This window comes from Micrococcus sp. KRD026 (assembly GCF_017168445.1).
GTDB classification, from domain to species: Bacteria; Actinomycetota; Actinomycetes; order Actinomycetales; family Micrococcaceae; genus Micrococcus; species Micrococcus luteus.
In genome coordinates, this window is the sequence record NZ_JABFBA010000009.1 from 34,413 (window position 1) to 52,178 (window position 17,766).

Annotated in this window: 14 protein-coding genes and 2 pseudogenes; 5 read left to right on the top strand and 11 right to left on the bottom strand. The window is 73.4% G+C overall.

Going from position 1 to position 17,766, the window contains the following annotated elements; genetic code table 11:
• Positions 1–71: 71 nt before the first annotated feature.
• The 7 genes from J1M40_RS03260 to J1M40_RS03290 form a co-directional block, all read right to left on the bottom strand.
• Positions 72–311 (bottom strand): RNA-binding protein, encoded by a 240-nt coding sequence (locus J1M40_RS03260; protein WP_029248213.1) that lies wholly within the window; start codon positions 309–311, stop codon positions 72–74.
• Positions 312–313: 2 nt separating this feature from the next.
• On the bottom strand, positions 314–760 hold the full coding sequence (gene rpsP / locus J1M40_RS03265; protein ID WP_020628324.1) for a 30S ribosomal protein S16: 447 nt from the start codon (positions 758–760) through the stop codon (positions 314–316).
• A gap of 200 nt (positions 761–960) precedes the next feature.
• On the bottom strand, positions 961–2,547 hold the full coding sequence (gene ffh / locus J1M40_RS03270; protein WP_145015486.1) for a signal recognition particle protein: 1,587 nt from the start codon (positions 2,545–2,547) through the stop codon (positions 961–963).
• A 109-nt stretch (positions 2,548–2,656) separates the two neighbouring features.
• Positions 2,657–3,937, bottom strand: coding sequence for an ammonium transporter (locus J1M40_RS03275; RefSeq protein ID WP_241252056.1), 1,281 nt, complete (start codon positions 3,935–3,937; stop codon positions 2,657–2,659).
• Positions 3,938–4,180: 243 nt separating this feature from the next.
• The gene (gene ftsY / locus J1M40_RS03280) at positions 4,181–5,401 is read right to left on the bottom strand and encodes a signal recognition particle-docking protein FtsY (protein ID WP_206450470.1); all 1,221 of its coding nucleotides are present in this window, start codon (positions 5,399–5,401) and stop codon (positions 4,181–4,183) included.
• Positions 5,402–5,447: 46 nt separating this feature from the next.
• A complete protein-coding gene (locus tag J1M40_RS03285; protein WP_206450471.1) occupies positions 5,448–5,951 on the bottom strand; it encodes a hypothetical protein in 504 nt (167 codons plus the stop codon).
• A 77-nt stretch (positions 5,952–6,028) separates the two neighbouring features.
• Entirely contained in the window at positions 6,029–7,453 is a 1,425-nt protein-coding gene (locus J1M40_RS03290; protein ID WP_206450472.1) for an alginate lyase family protein, read from the bottom strand.
• A 51-nt stretch (positions 7,454–7,504) separates the two neighbouring features.
• Between J1M40_RS03290 and J1M40_RS03295 the strand changes: the two genes are divergently transcribed.
• Positions 7,505–8,833, top strand: coding sequence for an MFS transporter (locus J1M40_RS03295; protein WP_206450473.1), 1,329 nt, complete (start codon positions 7,505–7,507; stop codon positions 8,831–8,833).
• A gap of 68 nt (positions 8,834–8,901) precedes the next feature.
• On the opposite strand, the gene J1M40_RS03300 is transcribed toward J1M40_RS03295, so the two are convergent.
• From J1M40_RS03300 to wecB, 3 genes and pseudogenes are all read right to left on the bottom strand, one after another.
• On the bottom strand, positions 8,902–9,339 hold the full coding sequence (locus tag J1M40_RS03300) for a hypothetical protein (RefSeq protein ID WP_206450474.1): 438 nt from the start codon (positions 9,337–9,339) through the stop codon (positions 8,902–8,904).
• Positions 9,340–9,748: 409 nt separating this feature from the next.
• Positions 9,749–10,375: pseudogene (locus J1M40_RS13015) on the bottom strand (asparagine synthase-related protein); the annotation flags it as partial.
• A 241-nt stretch (positions 10,376–10,616) separates the two neighbouring features.
• Positions 10,617–11,855: a non-hydrolyzing UDP-N-acetylglucosamine 2-epimerase gene (gene wecB, locus J1M40_RS03310; RefSeq protein WP_285139021.1), complete on the bottom strand. Its 1,239-nt coding sequence runs from the start codon at positions 11,853–11,855 to the stop codon at positions 10,617–10,619.
• 178 nt (positions 11,856–12,033) lie between these two features.
• Between wecB and J1M40_RS03315 the strand changes: the two genes are divergently transcribed.
• From J1M40_RS03315 to J1M40_RS03330, 4 genes are read left to right on the top strand one after another with little or no spacing between them, the layout of a single operon-like run.
• Entirely contained in the window at positions 12,034–12,921 is an 888-nt protein-coding gene (locus J1M40_RS03315; RefSeq protein ID WP_144879132.1) for an ABC transporter permease, read from the top strand.
• Positions 12,918–13,793, top strand: coding sequence for an ABC transporter ATP-binding protein (locus tag J1M40_RS03320; RefSeq protein ID WP_206450475.1), 876 nt, complete (start codon positions 12,918–12,920; stop codon positions 13,791–13,793). The genes J1M40_RS03315 and J1M40_RS03320 overlap by 4 nt, the downstream gene beginning before the upstream one ends.
• Positions 13,790–15,586 (top strand): hypothetical protein, encoded by a 1,797-nt coding sequence (locus J1M40_RS03325; protein WP_285139025.1) that lies wholly within the window; start codon positions 13,790–13,792, stop codon positions 15,584–15,586. The genes J1M40_RS03320 and J1M40_RS03325 overlap by 4 nt, the downstream gene beginning before the upstream one ends.
• Before the next feature lie 20 nt (positions 15,587–15,606).
• Positions 15,607–17,199 carry a glycosyltransferase family 4 protein gene (locus tag J1M40_RS03330; protein WP_241252036.1) on the top strand — a complete coding sequence of 531 codons (1,593 nt, stop codon included), beginning with the start codon at positions 15,607–15,609 and terminating at the stop codon, positions 17,197–17,199.
• Between the two features lie 6 nt (positions 17,200–17,205).
• Here J1M40_RS03330 and coaD read toward each other — a convergent pair.
• Positions 17,206–17,637 (bottom strand): annotated as a pseudogene (coaD, locus tag J1M40_RS03335) (pantetheine-phosphate adenylyltransferase); the annotation flags it as partial.
• Positions 17,638–17,766: the final 129 nt, after the last annotated feature.

The window sequence follows — 17,766 nt, forward strand, 5'->3', positions numbered from 1 at the left end:
GGGGGCGGGGCCGCAGACGACGACGGCCCGCCGACCCGGTGAGGGGCGGGCGGGCCGTGCGTCACGGGCCGTCAGGAGCGGCGGTCGGTCTCCACCACGTCCACGCGGACGGGGTGGCCGGCCAGGCCGTCCAGCACGGTGCGCAGCGCGGTGGCGGTGCGACCCTGGCGGCCGATCACGCGACCCAGGTCCTCGGGGGCCACGCGGACCTCCAGCATGTCGCCGCGCCGCTGGGAGCGGGCGTCCACGCGGACCGCCTCGGGCGTGTCCACGATGCCGCGCACCAGGTGCTCGAGGGCCTCGGTCAGCATGGTCACTCGGACTTCTCGGCGTCCTCGGCCGGAGCCTCAGCGGCCTCCTCGGCCGGAGCCTCGGCGGCCTGCTCGGACTCGGCCGGGGCCTCCTCCTGCTTCGGCTCCTCCGGCAGGATGACCGAGCCCTTCTCGGGGGCCACGAAGGCCTCCTTCTCGGACTTGGACTTCAGGGTGCCCTCGGCGCCCGACTCGCCCTTGAACTTCTGCCAGTCACCGGTGACCTTCAGCAGCGCGGCGACCTGCTCGGTCGGCTGGGCGCCGACGGAGAGCCAGTACTGGGCGCGCTCCGAGTCGATCTCGATGAACGAGGGCTCCTCGGTGGGGTGGTACTTGCCGATCTCCTCGATGGCACGGCCATCGCGGCGGGTGCGCGAGTCCATGACGACGACGCGGTAGAACGGGGCGCGGATCTTGCCGAACCGCTTCAGACGAATCTTGACAGCCACGAGTGTGGTTCTCCTTCAGTGGATCTGGGGGGCCGGGGCACGACGCCGCGTGGGGGCAGCGGGCGTCGACGACCTGGCACACGGAACGGAGCGCAGCGGAGGATAGAGGGTCGTCCGGGCTCACGCTCAGTACCGTGTCATTCTGCCAGATCGGGCGGGCCGGTGCACACCCGGCGCGCCGCGACCGGGCAGCGGGCGACTCAGCGGTCCTTGAGGTACTTCTCGAAGCCCGCCGGCAGGTTGAGGGTGGACGGGTCGAAGCCGTCCGTCCCCGCGCCGTCGCGGCCGAACACGGCCCCGGCCTGTGCCTGGGCGGCGCGGGCGCGCCGCTCCTCGATCGCCTTGCGCTCGGCCGCGGCCTTGGCGGGGTTGCCGGACTTCACGCGATCGCGCTTGGCGTTCTTGCCCTTGCCCTTCGCCTTGCGGGAGGCGCCGCCCGGCATACCGGGCATGCCGGGGATGCCACCGCCGGCGGCCATGCGCTTCATCATCTTCTGCGCCTCGGCGAAGCGCTCGAGCAGGCCGTTGACCTCGGACACGCTCACACCCGAGCCGCGGGCGATGCGGGCACGGCGCGAGCCGTTGATGATCTTGGGGGCCACGCGCTCGTGCGGGGTCATCGAGTGGATGATCGCCTCGACGCGGCCGATCGACGACTCGTCGAACTGCTCGAGCTGCTGCCGCATGCCCTGGGCGCCCGGCATCATCATGAGCATCTTCTTCAGCGAGCCCATCTTCTTGAGCTGCTGCATCTGGGTGAGGAAGTCGTCGAGGGTGAAGTCCTCCTGGTCCGCGAACTTGCGGGCCATCTTCTCGGCCTCGCTGCGGTCCCAGTTCTGCTCGGCCTGCTCGATCAGGGAGAGCACATCGCCCATGTCGAGGATGCGCGAGGCCATGCGGTCCGGGTGGAAGACCTCGAAGTCCTTCAGGCCCTCGCCCGTGGAGGCGAACATGATCGGCTTGCCGGTCACGTGGCGGACGGACAGGGCGGCGCCGCCGCGCGCGTCGCCGTCGAGCTTGGTGAGCACGACGCCGGTGAAGCCGACGCCCTCGTTGAACGCCTGGGCCGTGGCCACGGCGTCCTGGCCGATCATCGCGTCGATGACGAAGAGCACCTCGTCCGGGTCCACGGCGGCGCGGATGTCCGCGGCCTGCTGCATGAGCTCGGCGTCCACGCCGAGGCGGCCGGCGGTGTCGATGATGACCACGTCGTGGTACTTCGTGTTGGCCTCGGCGACGCCGTCGCGGGCCACCTGCACCGGGTCGCCGGTGGCGGCCTCGAACTCGGAGGAGACGCCGGGGTGCGGCGCGTAGACCGGGACGCCGGCGCGCTCGCCGCCGACCTGCAGCTGCTTCACGGCGTTCGGGCGCTGGAGGTCGCAGGCCACGAGCAGCGGGGTGTGGCCCTGGGACTTGAGCAGGTGGGCGAGCTTGCCGGCGAGGGTCGTCTTGCCGGCGCCCTGCAGGCCCACGAGCATGATGACGGTGGTGCCCGTCTTGGCGTGCTGGATGCGCCGGGTCTCGCCGCCGAGGATGCCCACGAGCTCCTCGTTGACGATCTTCACGACCTGCTGGCCCGGGTTCAGGGCCTGGGCGACCTCGGCGCTGAGGGCGCGCTCCTTGATCTGCGCGATGAACTGGCGGACCACGGGCACGGCGACGTCGGCGTCCAGGAGGGCGCGGCGGATCTCGCGTGCGGTGGCGTCGATGTCCGCCTCGCTCAGCCGCCCCTTGCCCTTGAGGCTGCGGAAGGTGGCTGTGAGGCGGTCGGACAGGGAGTTGAACACGGCGGGTGTGATCCTTCGAAGCGGGGTCGACTGATCCGGACGCGGTCGGTCGCGGGCGCCGCGGCATCCACCGCGGCGCCCGCCAAGCCTAGCAACCCGGCTGGAGGGGTCAGCCGGCGGCGCCGCCCCGATGGGCCTGCGCTTCGGCCGGGACCGGGACGCCGCCGAAGCCGACGTCGTAGTGGTAGGCCGACTCGTCGTGCAGGGTGAGGTCCACGCCGCGCTCCTCGTCCTCCTCGCTCACGCGCAGGCCCAGGGTGGCCTTGAGCACGAGCGCGATGAGGAAGGTGAGCACCGCGGTGAACACCACGGCCACGACGACGGCCACCGTCTGGGCCAGCAGCAGACGGCCGTCCCCGCCGTAGAACAGGCCCGCGGGGCCCTCGGAGGGCAGGGCGAAGAAGCCGATGAGCACGGTGCCCAGGATGCCGGCGGTCAGGTGCACGCCCACCACGTCGAGGGAGTCGTCGAAGCCGAGGCGGTACTTGAGGTTCACGGCCAGGGCGCTGGCCGCGCCGGAGGCCACGCCGATCACCAGGGCGCCGAGCGGGCTGACGAAGGCGCACGCCGGAGTGATGCCGACGAGGCCGGCCACGATGCCGGAGGCGGTGCCGATCGAGGTCGGGCGGCCGCGGCGCACCCACTCCACCACGACCCAGCCGAGCATGCCGGCCGCGGCGGCGGCCAGGGTGTTGATCCAGATCAGGCCGAGCTGGCCCGTGTCGCCGGCGGCGCCGCCGTTGAAGCCGAACCAGCCGAACCACAGCAGGGCGGCGCCCAGCATGGTGAAGGGCACGTTGTGCGGCTTGTGGCCGGGGTCCACGCCGAAGCCCTTGCGCTTGCCCATCATCAGGGCCAGGACGAGCGCCGCCACGCCGGCGCTGATGTGCACCACGAGGCCGCCGGCGAAGTCCAGGGCCTCGCCGAGGCGCGAGCCGATGGCGCCCTCCTCGGCGAGCAGGCCGCCGCCCCACACCATGTAGGCCAGCGGCGCGTAGACCAGGGTCACCCACACCGGCACGAACACGCACCAGGTGAGGAAGCGGGCGCGGTCCGCGACCGCGCCCGAGATGAGGGCCACCGTGATGATGGCGAAGGTGGCGCCGAAGCCGGCGGCGATCAGACCGCCCTCCTCCATCGCGGTGGTGAGGCCGGGGTCGGCCAGCGGGCTGCCGACGAGGCCGAGCCAGCCCTCGCCGCCGGTCATGCCGGAGACCCAGAGGATCCACACGACGCCGACCAGGCCCATCGAGACGAAGGACATCATCATCATGTTCAGCGCGGACTTCGAGCGGGTCATCCCGCCGTAGAACAGGGCGAGCCCCGGTGTCATCAAGAGGACGAGGCCTGCGCTCACCACCATCCACACGGTTCCGGCGTCCAGGGTCATCTCGTTCATGGGCGTCTCCTCGGTCTGAGCCGGACGCCCGCCGCGTCGACGCCGTTCGTCCGGCGTCGTCGCCCGGTCCAGGATCGGACCGTTGCTCAAGGAGCGTAGCGGAGCGTGAGGCGCGGCACGGTGGCGCGCACGGAATCGGACGCAATGTGACGCGCCGCGCCGCCGGGGGTGACCGGGGACGCAGCGGGCCCCTCCCGACGACGTCGGAAGGGGCCCGGTGCGCGGCGCGGCGGGTCAGTCGGCCAGCAGCGCGTCCACGAAGCCCTCGGCGGTGAAGGGGGCGAGGTCGTCCGCGCCCTCGCCGAGGCCGATCAGCTTGACCGGCACCCCCAGCTGGCGCTGGATGGCGACGACGATGCCGCCCTTGGCGGTGCCGTCCAGCTTGGTGAGCACGATGCCGGTGACGTCCACGACCTCGGCGAACACCTTGGCCTGGGTCAGGCCGTTCTGGCCCGTGGTGGCGTCGAGGACGAGCAGGACCTCGTCCACCTCCGCCTGCTTCTCGATGACGCGCTTGATCTTGCCCAGCTCGTCCATGAGGTTCGACTTGTTCTGCAGGCGGCCGGCGGTGTCCACGAGCACGACGTCGGCCTCCGCGCGGATGCCCTCGGCCACGGCCTCGAACGCCACCGAGGCCGGGTCGGCGCCCTCCTTCTCGGAGCGCACCGTGGGCACGCCCACGCGGGCGCCCCACGTGGCCAGCTGCTCGGCGGCGGCGGCACGGAAGGTGTCCGCGGCGCCCAGGACCACGTCGCGGTCCTCGGCCACGAGCACGCGAGCGAGCTTGCCCACGGTGGTGGTCTTGCCGACCCCGTTGACGCCCACGACGAGGGTCACGGCAGGGCGGCCGTCCCGGCGGGTGGCCGCGAGGCGGCGGTCCATGGACGGGTCCACCATGGCCACGAGCTCCTCGCGCAGCAGCGCGCGGACCTGCTCGGGGTCGCGGGTGCCCTCCACGGTGACGCGGGCCTTGAGGCGGTCGACGAGCTCCATGGTGGGCTCGGTGCCGAGGTCCGCCATGAGGAGGGTCTCCTCGATCTCGTCCCAGACGTCCTCGTCGATGCGGTCCTGGGAGAGCAGGGCCAGCAGGCCCTTGCCGAACACGTTGTTGGACTTGAGCAGCCGGGCGCGCAGGCGGGACAGACGCGAGCCGGCGGCCTCGGGGCGCTCCAGCTCGGGGGCCGCGGGGGCGGTCTCGACCTCCTCGACGACCTCTGGCTCGGCGACGTCGACCGTCGCCTCCTCGGCGTCGGGACGCTCCAGGACCGCGGTGGACCCGCCGGGCGCCGCGTGGCGGGGCCCGGGGCGCGGGTCGTCCGCGTCGCGCACCCCCTGGTACGAGCCCTTCGGCGGGGCGGGCCGGCGGTCCAGCAGGCCGACGATGAGACCGCCCACCAGCAGGGCGAGGACGACTGAGATGATGAGCACGATTTCCACGTGCCCAGTCTCGCACATGGGTTCTCACCGGGCCCGGGGGGATCCCCCGGGCCGCGCCCGGGGCTCACGGCAGCCGGGTCGGCGTCCCGTCCGCGTCGATCCCCACTCGCGCCGTGCCCTCGGCGCCGCGGACCACCAGGGTGAGCGTGCCGTCGTCGTGCTGTTCGACCTCGACGCCGACCTCGTCCTCGGACCCGGCCGGGATCAAGACCGAGACCAGGCCGGCCTCGGGCCCGGCCGAACGGAAGGCGACCTGGGTGGCCTCCTCCCGCACCTGCTCCGCCGGATAGTGCCAGCCGCGGTGCAGGTGGCCCTCCGGATCCATCCGGCCTCGGTGGATCGCCAGGTCGTCCTCCCCCACCGACGCCCCGTCCAGGCGGACCTGGACCAGAGTCGTGGCCTCACCCGAGGCGGATTCGACGGCGCGGACCGTGTCGGGGGCGATCCGCTCCGCAGTGAACTCGGTCGGCAGGTTCCACAGGCTCTCCACCACGTGGCCGGCGCGCCCGTCCTCGATCCGGGTGCGGTCCACCACCACGGCGGCGTCCGGCTCGGTGAGCACCAGCACGGACCGACTCCGCTCCCCGCCCGCGGTCAGTGCCTGTCGGGCCGAGGCGCCGTCGGCCGAGCCGTCCGGCGACACCGTCAACGAGGTCCGCTCGGCCGCACCGTCCCGGGGAACTCTTCGAGGGTGGGCAGGTGGATCACGTTGTGCGCGGTGGGACCGAGACCCCAGGGCCGCCAGTCGTCCGTCACGATGCCGGGGTGACCGCCGTCCTCGATGACCTGACGACCACGCGCGGTGTACAGGAACTGCAGCAGGTCCCCCCGGTGGGCCTTCTTCTCGGTTCCCGTGCCGGAGCGCAGCATCCAGCTCGCCGCCTGCCGGAAGCCCTCCTCGGGGGTGCCCCAGGAGGAGCGCCCGAACACGGGGCCGTTCTCGAAGGCGCGGACACGGTCCGCGGGGGCGACACCCTCGGCGCCCTGGGTCGCGGCGTAGCGCAGACCCTCGCTGATCCCGGTGAAGGGCTTGACCGGATACTCGGCGCTGTCCCCGTACTGCCAGTAGGAGCCGGTGGAGTCCACCATGTGGGGCAGCGCCTCGCCCATGGCCTCGACACGGCCCTCGAAGGCCTCCGACGGGACTCCACAGGCGGTGCTCGTCGTGTCGATCGCGTGAAACAGGGTGTAGTTGAACTGGGCGTAGTGGGGCGCCGCCTCGTTACTCAGACCCTCTTCGTCGATCTGGTACGGCAGATCCGCCTCCACGCGCTGCATCGCGTGCCGCATCCACTTCGGACGGTCCAGGACGCAGCCGGCCCCCAGCAGGCCCCGGTTCTCCATGGAGCCGTGGTTGTGCCGGGCCGAGTACCGGGCCATGTTCTGGTCCGCGTGGCGGCCGATCAGCTCGTCCACCCACGCGTACTCCTCCGGCACCGTCCCGCCCTCGCGCTGCAGGACCACGCTTCGGAAGCAGAGGAGCACGTTGAGCCGGTGCGTGTTCGCCTCGAGGTCGTCGTGGTCCTCCGCCCAGCCCTGCTCATGGTCGGCGGCCCAGTCCGCGATGAGTCGCTCGGCCACCGCGAAGGCCTCCTCATCCCCCTCGCGGGCGGCCTCGATGCTGGGGCCGATCCACCGCAGGGAGGCCAGCCACAGGCGCCACCCCTCGTCCTCGTAGGGGTCCGCGTCCCAGTCGACGTCGCCGTGCCCGTCGCCCACGGCCACCGGCTCGAAGACGTGCCAGGCGTACACGTCCCGGGCGTTGGACTCCACGGTGTTGTGCCGGGGCACCCGGCCGTAGCCCTGGCAGGGGTAGAGCTCGGCGCGGGCCAGCTCGGCGGTGCTCGCCGAGGCCGAGGCGGGATCGGCCGGCGCCGCGGCCCCCGAGGCCGTCGGCGCGGCCGACGGCGGCGCCGGGGACGCGGTCACCGTGGGGGGCTCCCGCGGCTCCTCGACCCCGTCGGGAGCCGTGCAGCCGGTCAGCACGAGACCGGCGCCCAGGGTGACCGCGAGCGCCGCGGACCGGGCACGCGCACGGGGGAGGACACGGAATCCACGGGGACGGCTCATGCCGCCAACCTACCCCTGCCGTGGATCGTGTGAGGTGGGAGGATGGCGGCCATGCCCTCCTCTCCTCCGGCCGCACGCGTGCCCCTGCCGACCGAGATCAAGGTGATGGTCGCGGCGGCGTTCGTGATCGCGATCGGCTTCGGCATCATCGCGCCCCTGCTGCCGCAGTACGCGGAGATGTTCGCGTCCGACTTCGCCAACCCGGCCACCGCCGTCGCCGCCGTGGTCTCCGCGTTCGGCCTCACCCGCCTGCTGTTCGCGCCCGTCTCCGGCCGGCTCACCAACCGGCTCGGCGAGACGCCGGTGTACATGACGGGCGTGCTGATCGTGGCCGCCTCGATGTTCCTGATCGCCTTCGCCCAGGACTACACGCAGCTGCTGCTGTACCGCGCGCTCGGCGGCGTCGGCTCCACGCTGTTCACGGTGTCCGCCATGGCGTTCCTGGCCAGCAAGTCCCCGCCGACCATCCGCGGGCGGGTCTCGGGCGCCTACGCCTCGGCGTTCCTGATCGGCAACATCGTGGGGCCGATCGTCGGCTCCGTGCTGGCCGTCTTCGGCTTCCGGGTGCCGTTCCTGATCTACGGGACCTCGCTCGTGATCGCCGCCGGGATCGTGTTCGTCATGCTCCGGGACACCCGCCTGCAGGACCGCGCCCGCGGGGAGACCCGGCCCGTCATGCCCCTGCGCGAGGCGCTGGGCCACCGCTCCTACCGCGCGGCCCTGACCTCCATGTTCGCCAACGGGTGGGCGACCTTCGGGGTGCGCAACGCCATCACGCCGCTGTTCGCCGCGAGCGCCTTCACCGGGACGGCGCTCCTGGGATGGGGCATCACCGAGGAGAACCGCCAGCTCATGGCCGGACTGGCGCTGTCCGTGTTCGCGGCCGGCAACGTCCTCGCGGTGGCCTCCAGCTCCCGGCTCTCCGACCTCCACGGGCGCAAGCCGCTGATCCTCGTGGGACTGGCCGTGATGGCGGTGTTCACCGGGGCGATCGGCTGGCTGGAGTCGCCCCTGCTGTTCCTCGTCTCCTGCGCGCTGGCCGGTGCCGGCACCGGCACCCTCAACGCCCCGCAGCAGGCCGCCGTCGCGGACCTCGTGGGCCAGGACCGCAAGGCCGGTCCGGTGATGTCCGCTGCGCAGATGTCCGGTGACCTGGGGGCCATCCTCGGCCCGCTGCTCGTGGGCCTCGTGGTGGACGCGGCCGGCTACGGCTGGGGCTTCGTGGTGACGGGGGCGGTGATCGCCGTCGGCGCCCTCGCCTGGGCGCGGGCTCCGGAGACCAACCTGCCGGTCGCCCCCGGCGGACCGCGGACCGGTTCCCTGCCAAAGGTCGACCCGGACGTGGACCCGCGCCGGATGGAGGGACGCGAGCTCGGCTGAGCGCCGGCGTCCACCGAACGACGACGTCCCCGGACCTGGCAGGTCCGGGGACGTCGTCGTCGGGGGGCTCAGGCCGGCATCCACTCCCAGCCGTACCACTGGTCCGCGAGCGCGATGCGCCACAGGTGGCGGGCGAAGACGCGCCGCTCCATGCCCTCCGGGGGGCTCACCGTGCCGTGCAGGGCGGACTCGACGACGGCGGTGAGGATCGGCTCGGACAGGTGGTCCTGGAGCACGTCCGGATGCGGACTGTCCATGAGGCCGCGGCACAGGGCCAGGAGGGTCCTGCCGGAGAACTCGCCCACGCGGCGCGGGCCGGTGCGCGGGACGGGCTCGACCGTCGGCAGCGGAGCGGTGCGGGCTGCGTGATGCGGGCCGGACCAGTCCGGGTCGGGCCCGTCGTGCTCGAAGGCCCAGGAGTTGTTGCCCAGCGGGACGGCCATGACCTCGGGCCAGATCCGGGCCATGGCGCCGAACAGCGCACGCTGCGACACCTTCTCGGACAAGGAGAGGGCGTCCGCCACGGCACCGACCTCCGCGTCGCCGAGGGGGTAGGCGATGGTCGCGTCCCGGCCGTAGTGAGCGATGTGTGCGTGCAGGTAGGGGCCGGCGGAAGTGGCGGGCGTAGAGGTAGAGCTTCTCCTCCCGGCTCTGCGCGGGGAGTTCGTGGAACCACCGCTCGAGGGCGGACTCCACCGGACGGCGGCGGTGCTCCGTGAGCAGCTCGGGGGCCGAGCGGGCCTTGATGCGGCGCAGCGCCTGCGAACCCGTGTAGGTGAGGCGCTGGGCCATGCCGCCCTTGAGCAGCGGCCACTGCCCCAGCATGATGCCCTCCCCCGGCGTGGCCGGGTCGGGTCCCCGGTAGCGGGCCGTCTGGGCCTCGGAGAGCGGCTGACCGCCGGCCTGCCGGAGGGTGGAGAGCATGTGCTCGCGTGGCCCCGCCCCGTCCAGGACGGTCGGCTGCGTGACCTCGTGCGGCATCCCGAGGGCCTCGGTCATCATGCGCGCCACCACGGCGTCGGGCTCGTGCTCCTCACCGAAGGTGACGGCCCGTGCGTCGACGTCGCGACCCTTCAGCAGGGCGAGCAGGGTGCGGGAGTCCTTCCCGCCGGAGAGCCGCAGCTGCACAGGGCGGCCGGCGAGCACGTCCTCGACCCGATCCATGGCCGCGGTGAGGGCGGCGGCCGCCGCCTCGGCCCCCTCCTCCGGCGTGTGGTCCTCCGTCAGCGTCGAGCGCAGGCCCGGGGGGACCTCCCCGAGAGAGGCGGCGCCCCCCACGATCTCCAGCGACCGGTCGATCGGCAGTCGCGCGACGCCCTCGAACGGGGTGACGTCCTCGAAGCTGTACCCCGAGTACAGGTAGTGGGCCAAGTAGCGCTCGTCCCGGCGCACGCCCGGCCGGTGTCCGGCGGCCAGGGCGAGCGCCACCAGGAGCGGCCGGTTGGAGACGTACACGTGCTCCGAGTCCTGCGCCCAGTAGAGACCGTCGAAAGCGGGCACGGTGGCCCACGCGGTCACCCGGTCCACGTGGCGTTCCACCATCACGGCCGCGTACTGACCCCATACAGGGCGGTCGTACCCGAGACGGGAGCCGACCCGGCGGACATTCCGGATCAGCTCATCCCACACGGGATGGCCGCCGGTGACGGCCCACCGGTCCCCCTCGGCAGCGGCAAGCGCGGGGCCACCAGTGCGCTGGAACACGAGGGCGACGGTCGTGACGGAGGGCTCCACGATCACAGGCTCCTGGTCGTAGGCCGGGCCCACGAACGGTGCGTAACCGTCAGCGACCGCGCGCAGGCGGCTCCGGGTGAGGTCGAGGGTGAGACCCCGGCGGGGCCGACGCGGGACGGCGAGGAGGAACTCGGTCACGCCGGATCCCCCCGTCGAAGGCCGGCAGCCGCTCGCCCACGCCGAGCAGCTCGGCGATCGCCGAGACCGTGCGCTCTGCCGCGCGGCCGTCGCCGTAGGGGTTCACCGCCTGGGACATCGCGCTGTACGCGGCCTCATCCGTCAGCAGGCGGGTGACTTCGGTGACCACGACCTCCTCGTCGGTGCCGATCAGGCGAACGGTGCCGGCGGTCACGGCCTCGGGGCGCTCCGTGTTCTCGCGCATCACGAGGACGGGCTTGCCGAGGGACGGGGCCTCCTCCTGGACGCCGCCGGAGTCAGTGAGGACCACGGTGGCCACAGACAGCAGGTGGGTGAACTCGCCGTAGGCCAGGGGCTCGGTCACGAGCACGTTCTCGCGGCCCTCGATCTCGGGAAGGATCGCTTCGCGAACCACCGGGTTGCGATGCGCCGGCAGCACGAAGGTGACCTCCGGGTGGTCCGCGGCCAGGCGGGCCAGGGCGCGCCCGACGCCGCGCATCGCGTCGCCCTGGTTCTCGCGCCGGTGGGTCGTCACCAGGACGACGCGACGGCCGGACGCCTCCAGCTCGGCCAGACGCTCGTCCTCGAACGGCACCTGGTGGCTGACGGCCTCCAGCAGCGCGTCGATCACGGTGTTGCCCGTGACGTAGATATCCTCCGCGGCCACGGCCTCACGCAGCAGGTTGTCCCGGCTCACGGTGGTCGGGGGCAGGTGCAGCGCCGAGATCTGGCTGGTGATCTTGCGGTTGGCCTCCTCCGGGAACGGGGAGAGGATGTCGAAGCTGCGCAGGCCCGCCTCGGCGTGGACCACGGGGATGCCGCGGTTGAAGGCGGCGACGGCGCCCGCCGTCGAGGTCGTGGTGTCGCCCTGGACGACGACGGCGTCCGGCCGCTCCTGCTCGAGGACGGCGTCGAGACCGTCGAGGGTGCGGGCGAACACGCCGTTGAGGGTCTGACGGGGCTGGATGATGTTCAGGTCGTGGTCCGGGACGATGCCGAACAGCTCGTTGACCTGGTCCAGCATCTCGCGGTGCTGCCCCGTGACGGTCACCACGCACTCGAACCGCTCGTCGGCCTGCAGCGCCTTGACGATGGGGGCCACCTTGATCGCCTCCGGGCGGGTTCCGTAGATGGGCATGACCTTGGGCACAGTTGCTCCTCTTGACTGGACGACGGACCGCGGCCGCGGCCCGATCAGGCTCGACGCGGGCGCGAGCTGGCGCCAGTCTACTGACGGCGCCGCCGCACCGCCGGTTGCTAGAGTGGCGACTCGCGGCGGGCCGCCCCGGCCCGCCTTCCCCGCCTGCACGAAGAGAGGCCGCGACGGCATGGCAGACACCGGCGACCCCCGCGTCCCGAGCGGCACCGCGGTCCTGACCGTGGACGGAACCAGCCTGCGCCGAGTGGGCGCCCGCCCGGGCCTGGCGCGCTACCTGGCCTCCCTGTGGGAGTACCGCTCGTTCATCCTGTTCGACTCCCGCTCCCGGATCGCCGGAGCGAACTCCGTCAACGCGCTCGGCCGCGTCTGGATGGTCCTCAACCCGATCCTCGACGGCGCGGCGTACTTCCTCGTGTTCGGGCTGCTGCTGGGCACCGGCCGCGGCGTGCCGAACTTCCTCGGCTACCTGATCATCGGCGTGTTCCTGTTCCGCTACACCTCGAGCGCGATCACGGCGGGATCGCGTTCGATCTCGACCAACCTCTCCATCGTCCGCGCCTTCCGCTTCCCGCGAGCCACCCTGCCGATCGCGACGAACATCCGAGAGCTGATGCTCTTCGGCCCGACGCTGGTGGTGATGCTGGTGCTGGTCCTCGCCATCCCGCCGATGGAGCAGATCACGTGGCGCTGGCTGCTGCTGATCCCGCTGCTGGCGCTGCAGACGCTGTTCAACGTCGGCGCCTCCCTCCTGCTGGCCCGCTACGTGGCCCGCTGGTCCGACCTGTCCAACCTCATCGCGTTCGGCACCCGGATCTGGCTCTACATCTCCGCCGTGTTCTTCAGCGCCGACCGCTTCGCGAACATCCCGCCACTGATGACCGCCATGCATCTGAACCCCCTGTACTGCGTCCTGGACATCGCGCGACAGTCCCTGCTGTACGCCTCCGACGCCGACCCGATGCGGTGGATCGTCCTCGCAGCGTGGACGGCGGCCCTGCTCGTGGTGGGGACCGTGGTGTTCTGGCGCGCCGAGGAGACCTACGGGGAGGAACGATGAGCGCGGAGCCCCTGACCCCCTCCGTCGTCGTCGACGAGGCGTCCATGACCTACCGCGTCCTCTCGGCCGAAGCGGTCCAGCCCCACCGGGGCCTGCGGGGCCGGGTCCGCGCCGCCCGGGGCGTGCGCACCACGGAGGTCCAGGCGCTGCAGCCGCTGTCGTTCGTGGTGGGACGCGGCGAGTCCGTGGGCGTGATCGGCACCAACGGGTCCGGCAAGTCCACCCTGATGAAGCTCATCACCGGCCAGATGCGCCCGACCACCGGCCACATCTACGCGACCTCCACGCCCGTGATGCTGGGCGTCAACGCCGCACTCGTCCGCCAGGTCTCCGGCGAGGACAACATCCGGCTGGGCTGCCTGGCGATGGGGATGTCCCGCGCGGAGGCGGAGGCCAAGCGAAACGCCGTCGTCGCCCTGTCGGGCCTCGACGACCACGCGCTCCAGCTGCCGCTCAAGGCGTACTCCTCGGGCATGGCCGCGCGCCTGCAGTTCGCGATCGCCACCTCGGTGGACCCGGACATCCTCGTGATCGACGAGGCGCTCAACACGGGCGACGCCCAGTTCCGGGAGCGCACGCGTCAGCGGCTCGACGAGCTGCGCGAGCAGGCCGGCTGCGTGTTCCTGGTCAGCCACTCCCTCAGCACCATCCAGGAGATGTGCCAGCGCGTGATCTGGATCGAGCGGGGCGTCCTGACGATGGACGGCAGCCCTCGCGCGGTGACGCGCGGCTACAACCTCTACGCCCGGGCCATGGCCCAGGGGCGGACCGAGGAGGCCCAGGAGATCCTCGAGCGCAAGCGGTCGGAGCTCGTGCGGGAGCGCATCGCGTGGACCGGCGGCGAGCGGCCCACCGGGATCACCGCGCTGTGAACACGGCCGGGGCGCGGCTGCGTCGCTGGGCGGGCCGGGCCCGCATCGTGGGCGAGCGGGCGGCCGCCACGGCCGGCGACGCCGGCGCCGCGGCCCTCCGCGCGGCGCGCGGCGCCCGGGGCGCGGCTACCCTCCCGGAGCGCACCTGGCGTGCGTCGGACGTGCACGTGCCGGACGCGGCGACCGCGCTCCCGCTCCCGGCGGCGGCGGCGCTGCGCCGCGCCCTGACGGGTGCGCGCGACCCCTCCCTCGACGCGTTCTCCCCCCTCGGGCCCCGGCCGGCCGCCGCGCCGGCCGTCCTGCTCCTGCCGCTGGACGGGCCGGCCGCGCACGGCTGGTCCGTCGAGGCGGCCGCCGAGCTGGCCGCCCGGCGCTGCGCGGACCTGGAGAAGCCCGCCGGCGCGCCGGGCCTGCGCACGGTGCTGGTGACGGACCCCGCCTCCCGCGGGGCCCTGATCGCCGCCCTGCGCACCGCCGGGGCCCGCCTCCCCGGGGTGCTCGTCGTCGCGTGCCCGGACCCGGCGACGGCGGCCGGCCGGGCGCGGATCCTGGCCGCGCTGGGGCTCGTCGATGCGGTCCTCGCTCCGGAGGGAACCCGGCTGGACCCCGCGCTCGCGCGCGTGGCCGCACGCGCGGGCCGCGCCGTGATCGGACCGGACCGGGCAGCCGAGACGTGGGAGCGCCTGGCCGCCGCCGGCCGGGCGGCGCGCCTGGATTCGCTCACGCCCGCCGAGGCCGCCGGCCCGACCGCCGCATCGGCACCCCGGGTGCGGGTGACCGCGGAGCCGCGCCGCGTCGTCGTCGCGGGCCACGACCTGAAGTTCGCGGGCGCGCTGATGGACCGGCTGCGGGCGGACGGGCACGAGGTGCGCGTGGACGCCTGGCGCGGCCACGCCCGCCACGACGTCGAGCGCAGCCGCGCCCTGGCCGCGTGGGCGGACGTGGTGCACTGCGAATGGAGCCTCGGCAATCTCGCCTGGTACTCCCGGCACCTGGACTCTCCGCACCGCACCACGCGGTTGACCAGCAGGCTCCACCTGCAGGAGGCGGGCACCGCGTTCCCGTCCCGGGTGCGTCAGGACGCCCTGGACGAGTGGGTGTTCGTGGCCGAGCACGTGCGCGCCCAGGTGCTGCGGGACACCCGCTTCCCGGCCGCGCGGACCTCGGTGGTGCCGAACGCAGTGGCCGTGCCGCCCACGCTCCCGGACGGCGACGACGACCGGCGCTTCGTGCTCGGGCTGGTCGGCGTGCTGCCCGAGCGGAAGGGACTGCACCGCGCCCTCGACCTGCTGGCCACGCTCCGGCGGGTCGAGCCCCGCCACACGCTCCGGATCCGCGGCCACCACCCGGAGGAGGTCGGCTGGATGGCGCAGCGCCCCACCGCGGCGGCCTACTACCGGGCGCAGCTGCGCCGCATCGAGACCGACCCGATGCTCGCCGGAGCCGTGGCCTGGGACCCCCACGGGCCGGACATGCCCGCGTGGTACGCCCAGGTGGGCGTCGCGCTCTCCGTCTCGGACTTCGAGTCGTTCCACTTCACGCTGCCCGACGGCGCCGCGCACGGCTGCCTGCCGGCCGCACTCGCGTGGGCGGGCGCCGACCTGCTCTACCCCGCCGCGTGGCTGAGCCCGGACGTGGCCACCATGGCCGACGCCCTTCGCCGGGCCACTGCTGACGCGCGTGCCTGGCGGTCCGCCGTGGCCCAGGCCCGGCGAGACGTGGCGCACACCTATGCTGAGGAGGACGTCGTGCCTGCCCTGGTCCGTCGGGTCCTGGGGGGCGCCGCCACCTGACCTCGCCGAGAAGGAGTCCCATGCCTGTCGCCACGCCCGCCCCCCGCCGACCCCGGATGGCGATGCTGGTGGGGAACCAGGTCGTCGGAGACTCGCGCGTGGAGAAGGCCGCGGTCTCTGCGGTGCGCGCCGGCTACGAGGTCGTCGTGGTGGGCGTCTCGCACCGCACGACGTTCAACCTCGGCCGGTACGGGTCCGTGCCCATCCTGCGTGTGCCCGTGACGTTCCGGCGGCACCTGGCGTGGCAGACCCTGCACGGGACCGCCCGGCCGGACGCGACGGACTGGTCCGCCGTGCTGGACCCCGAGGAGGCTGCGGTGATGACCGCCTGGGACCTCGCCCACGAGTCCGGGGCGGGCCTGCCCCAGGCCGTGGTGCGCGGGCTGTCGCCCCACGCCCTGCCTGACGGGGCCCGCGGCCGACTCGGCCGGGCCGCCCGTCGCCTGGACCGCCTCGGCCCGGTGCGGGGCCGCCGGGGCCCGGCAGCAACGCGGGGCCGGCGCGCACTGAAGAACTTCTCCGCCGGGCGGACCGGCGCCTGGCGCGAAGTCTGGCCCCTGATCGCGGACTACGAGGACGGCTTCCTGCGTGCCCTGATCGACCTCGCGCCCGACCTCGTCCACGTGCACGACCGCCACCCCCTGCCCGCCGCGGCCGCCTACGACCGCTACCGCGCCGCGCGCGGGCTGTCGCCGGTGCCGTGGGTCTACGACGCCCACGAGTGGCTGCCCGGCCAGATGATGCCCGGGCCCGTGGACCAGCGCATCGCGTGGAAGGCGGCCGAGGCCGAGCTGATCCACGAGGCCGACGCCGTCGTCGCCGTCACGGACGGACTGGCCGACCGGATGCGCGAGTACCACGCCCTGCCGGAACGCCCCGTGACGGTGATCAACGGGCCGTGGGGCACGCAGGTCCCGATGGACCCGGCCGAGCGCCTGCCCCTGCGCACCGAGCTGGGCCTGTCCGACGACGTCCCGCTGCTCGTCTACGTCGGCAAGCTGGCCGAGGTCCGCGGCGTGGGCACGCTGGTGGACGCCCTGCCGCTGCTGCCCGGCGTCCACGTCGCGTTCGTGGGCTCCCCCGACCCCGGCGCCCGGCAGGGCCTGCGCGACCGGGCTGCCCAGCTCGACGTCGCCGACCGGATGCACATCGTCGACTACGTGCCCTCGGCCTCTGTGACGTGGTACGTCTCCTCCGCCACCGCGGGCGTGAGCCCTCTGCTCCCCACCCCGGCCCACGAGAGCGCGGTGGCCACCAAGCTGCGTGAATGCCTGCTGGCGGGTCTGCCGCTGATCGTGTCCGACCTGCGCGAGCAGGCCCGTTTCGTCCGGGAGCAGGGGGTGGGGACCGTGTTCGCCCCCGGGGACGCGGCGGACCTCGCCCGGGCCGTGCGCGACCTCCTGGCGCGACGGACCGAGCTGACCGCGGCCGCGCGCTCCCCGGAGATCACCGCCCGCCACGGGTGGGAGGCCGCCGAGCGGGCGCTGCACGGCCTCTGGCGGCGTCTCGTGCCCACGCCCGCCGCGCCGCCGCCCGTGGAGATCGCCCCGGACCCCGCGCGCGATCCCCGGCTTTTTTTTTTTTCCGTCCCGTGGGCTCGGAGATGTGTATAAGAGGCAGAACTCGGCGACGTCGCCACCGAGTCCATGGACCTCCTTGATGAGCGAGGAGGACACGTGGGTGTACCGGGCGTCGGCCGGGAGGTAGACCGTCTCGACCCCGGTGAGGTGGCGGTTCATCGCGGCCATCGGTGCCTCGAACTCGAGGTCGGCGCCGCCGCGCAGCCCCTTGACGATCGCGTCCGCGCCGATCTGTCGGCAGAACTCGGCCAGCAGGCCCGGGCCCATGGGCCGGACCGCGACACCGGCGAGGGAGGACACCGTCGCCTCGATCATGGCGATGCGCTCGTCCACGCTGAAGCGGTACGTCTTGGCCGGGTTGGAGGACACGGCGACCACCACCTCCTCGAAGAGGTTCGCGGCTCGCGCGATCACCTCGACGTGCCCCTTGTGGAGGGGATCGAACGAACCAGGGCAGACGGCACGACGCATGGGTGCCAGCCTAGCGGGGGCCGCGCCGAGCGGCGACGGACGCCCGTCCGGTCCGGCTCCGGCGCGTCGCGGTCGTGACGGACGCGGCGTGCGCCGCCGTGTGCGGTCCGCCGCGATGGGTACAGTGCG

What these genes read in the sequence shown, in the direction of transcription:
- J1M40_RS03260 (WP_029248213.1), bottom strand. Translation starts at nt 311, where the DNA reads ATGCTGACCGAGGCCCTCGAGCACCTGGTGCGCGGCATCGTGGACACG.
- J1M40_RS03275 (WP_241252056.1), bottom strand. Translation starts at nt 3,937, where the DNA reads ATGACCCTGGACGCCGGAACCGTGTGGATGGTGGTGAGCGCAGGCCTC.
- ftsY (WP_206450470.1), bottom strand. Translation starts at nt 5,401, where the DNA reads ATGTGCGAGACTGGGCACGTGGAAATCGTGCTCATCATCTCAGTCGTC.
- J1M40_RS03290 (WP_206450472.1), bottom strand. Translation starts at nt 7,453, where the DNA reads ATGAGCCGTCCCCGTGGATTCCGTGTCCTCCCCCGTGCGCGTGCCCGG.
- J1M40_RS03295 (WP_206450473.1), top strand. Translation starts at nt 7,505, where the DNA reads ATGCCCTCCTCTCCTCCGGCCGCACGCGTGCCCCTGCCGACCGAGATC.
- J1M40_RS03315 (WP_144879132.1), top strand. Translation starts at nt 12,034, where the DNA reads ATGGCAGACACCGGCGACCCCCGCGTCCCGAGCGGCACCGCGGTCCTG.
- J1M40_RS03320 (WP_206450475.1), top strand. Translation starts at nt 12,918, where the DNA reads ATGAGCGCGGAGCCCCTGACCCCCTCCGTCGTCGTCGACGAGGCGTCC.
- J1M40_RS03330 (WP_241252036.1), top strand. Translation starts at nt 15,607, where the DNA reads ATGCCTGTCGCCACGCCCGCCCCCCGCCGACCCCGGATGGCGATGCTG.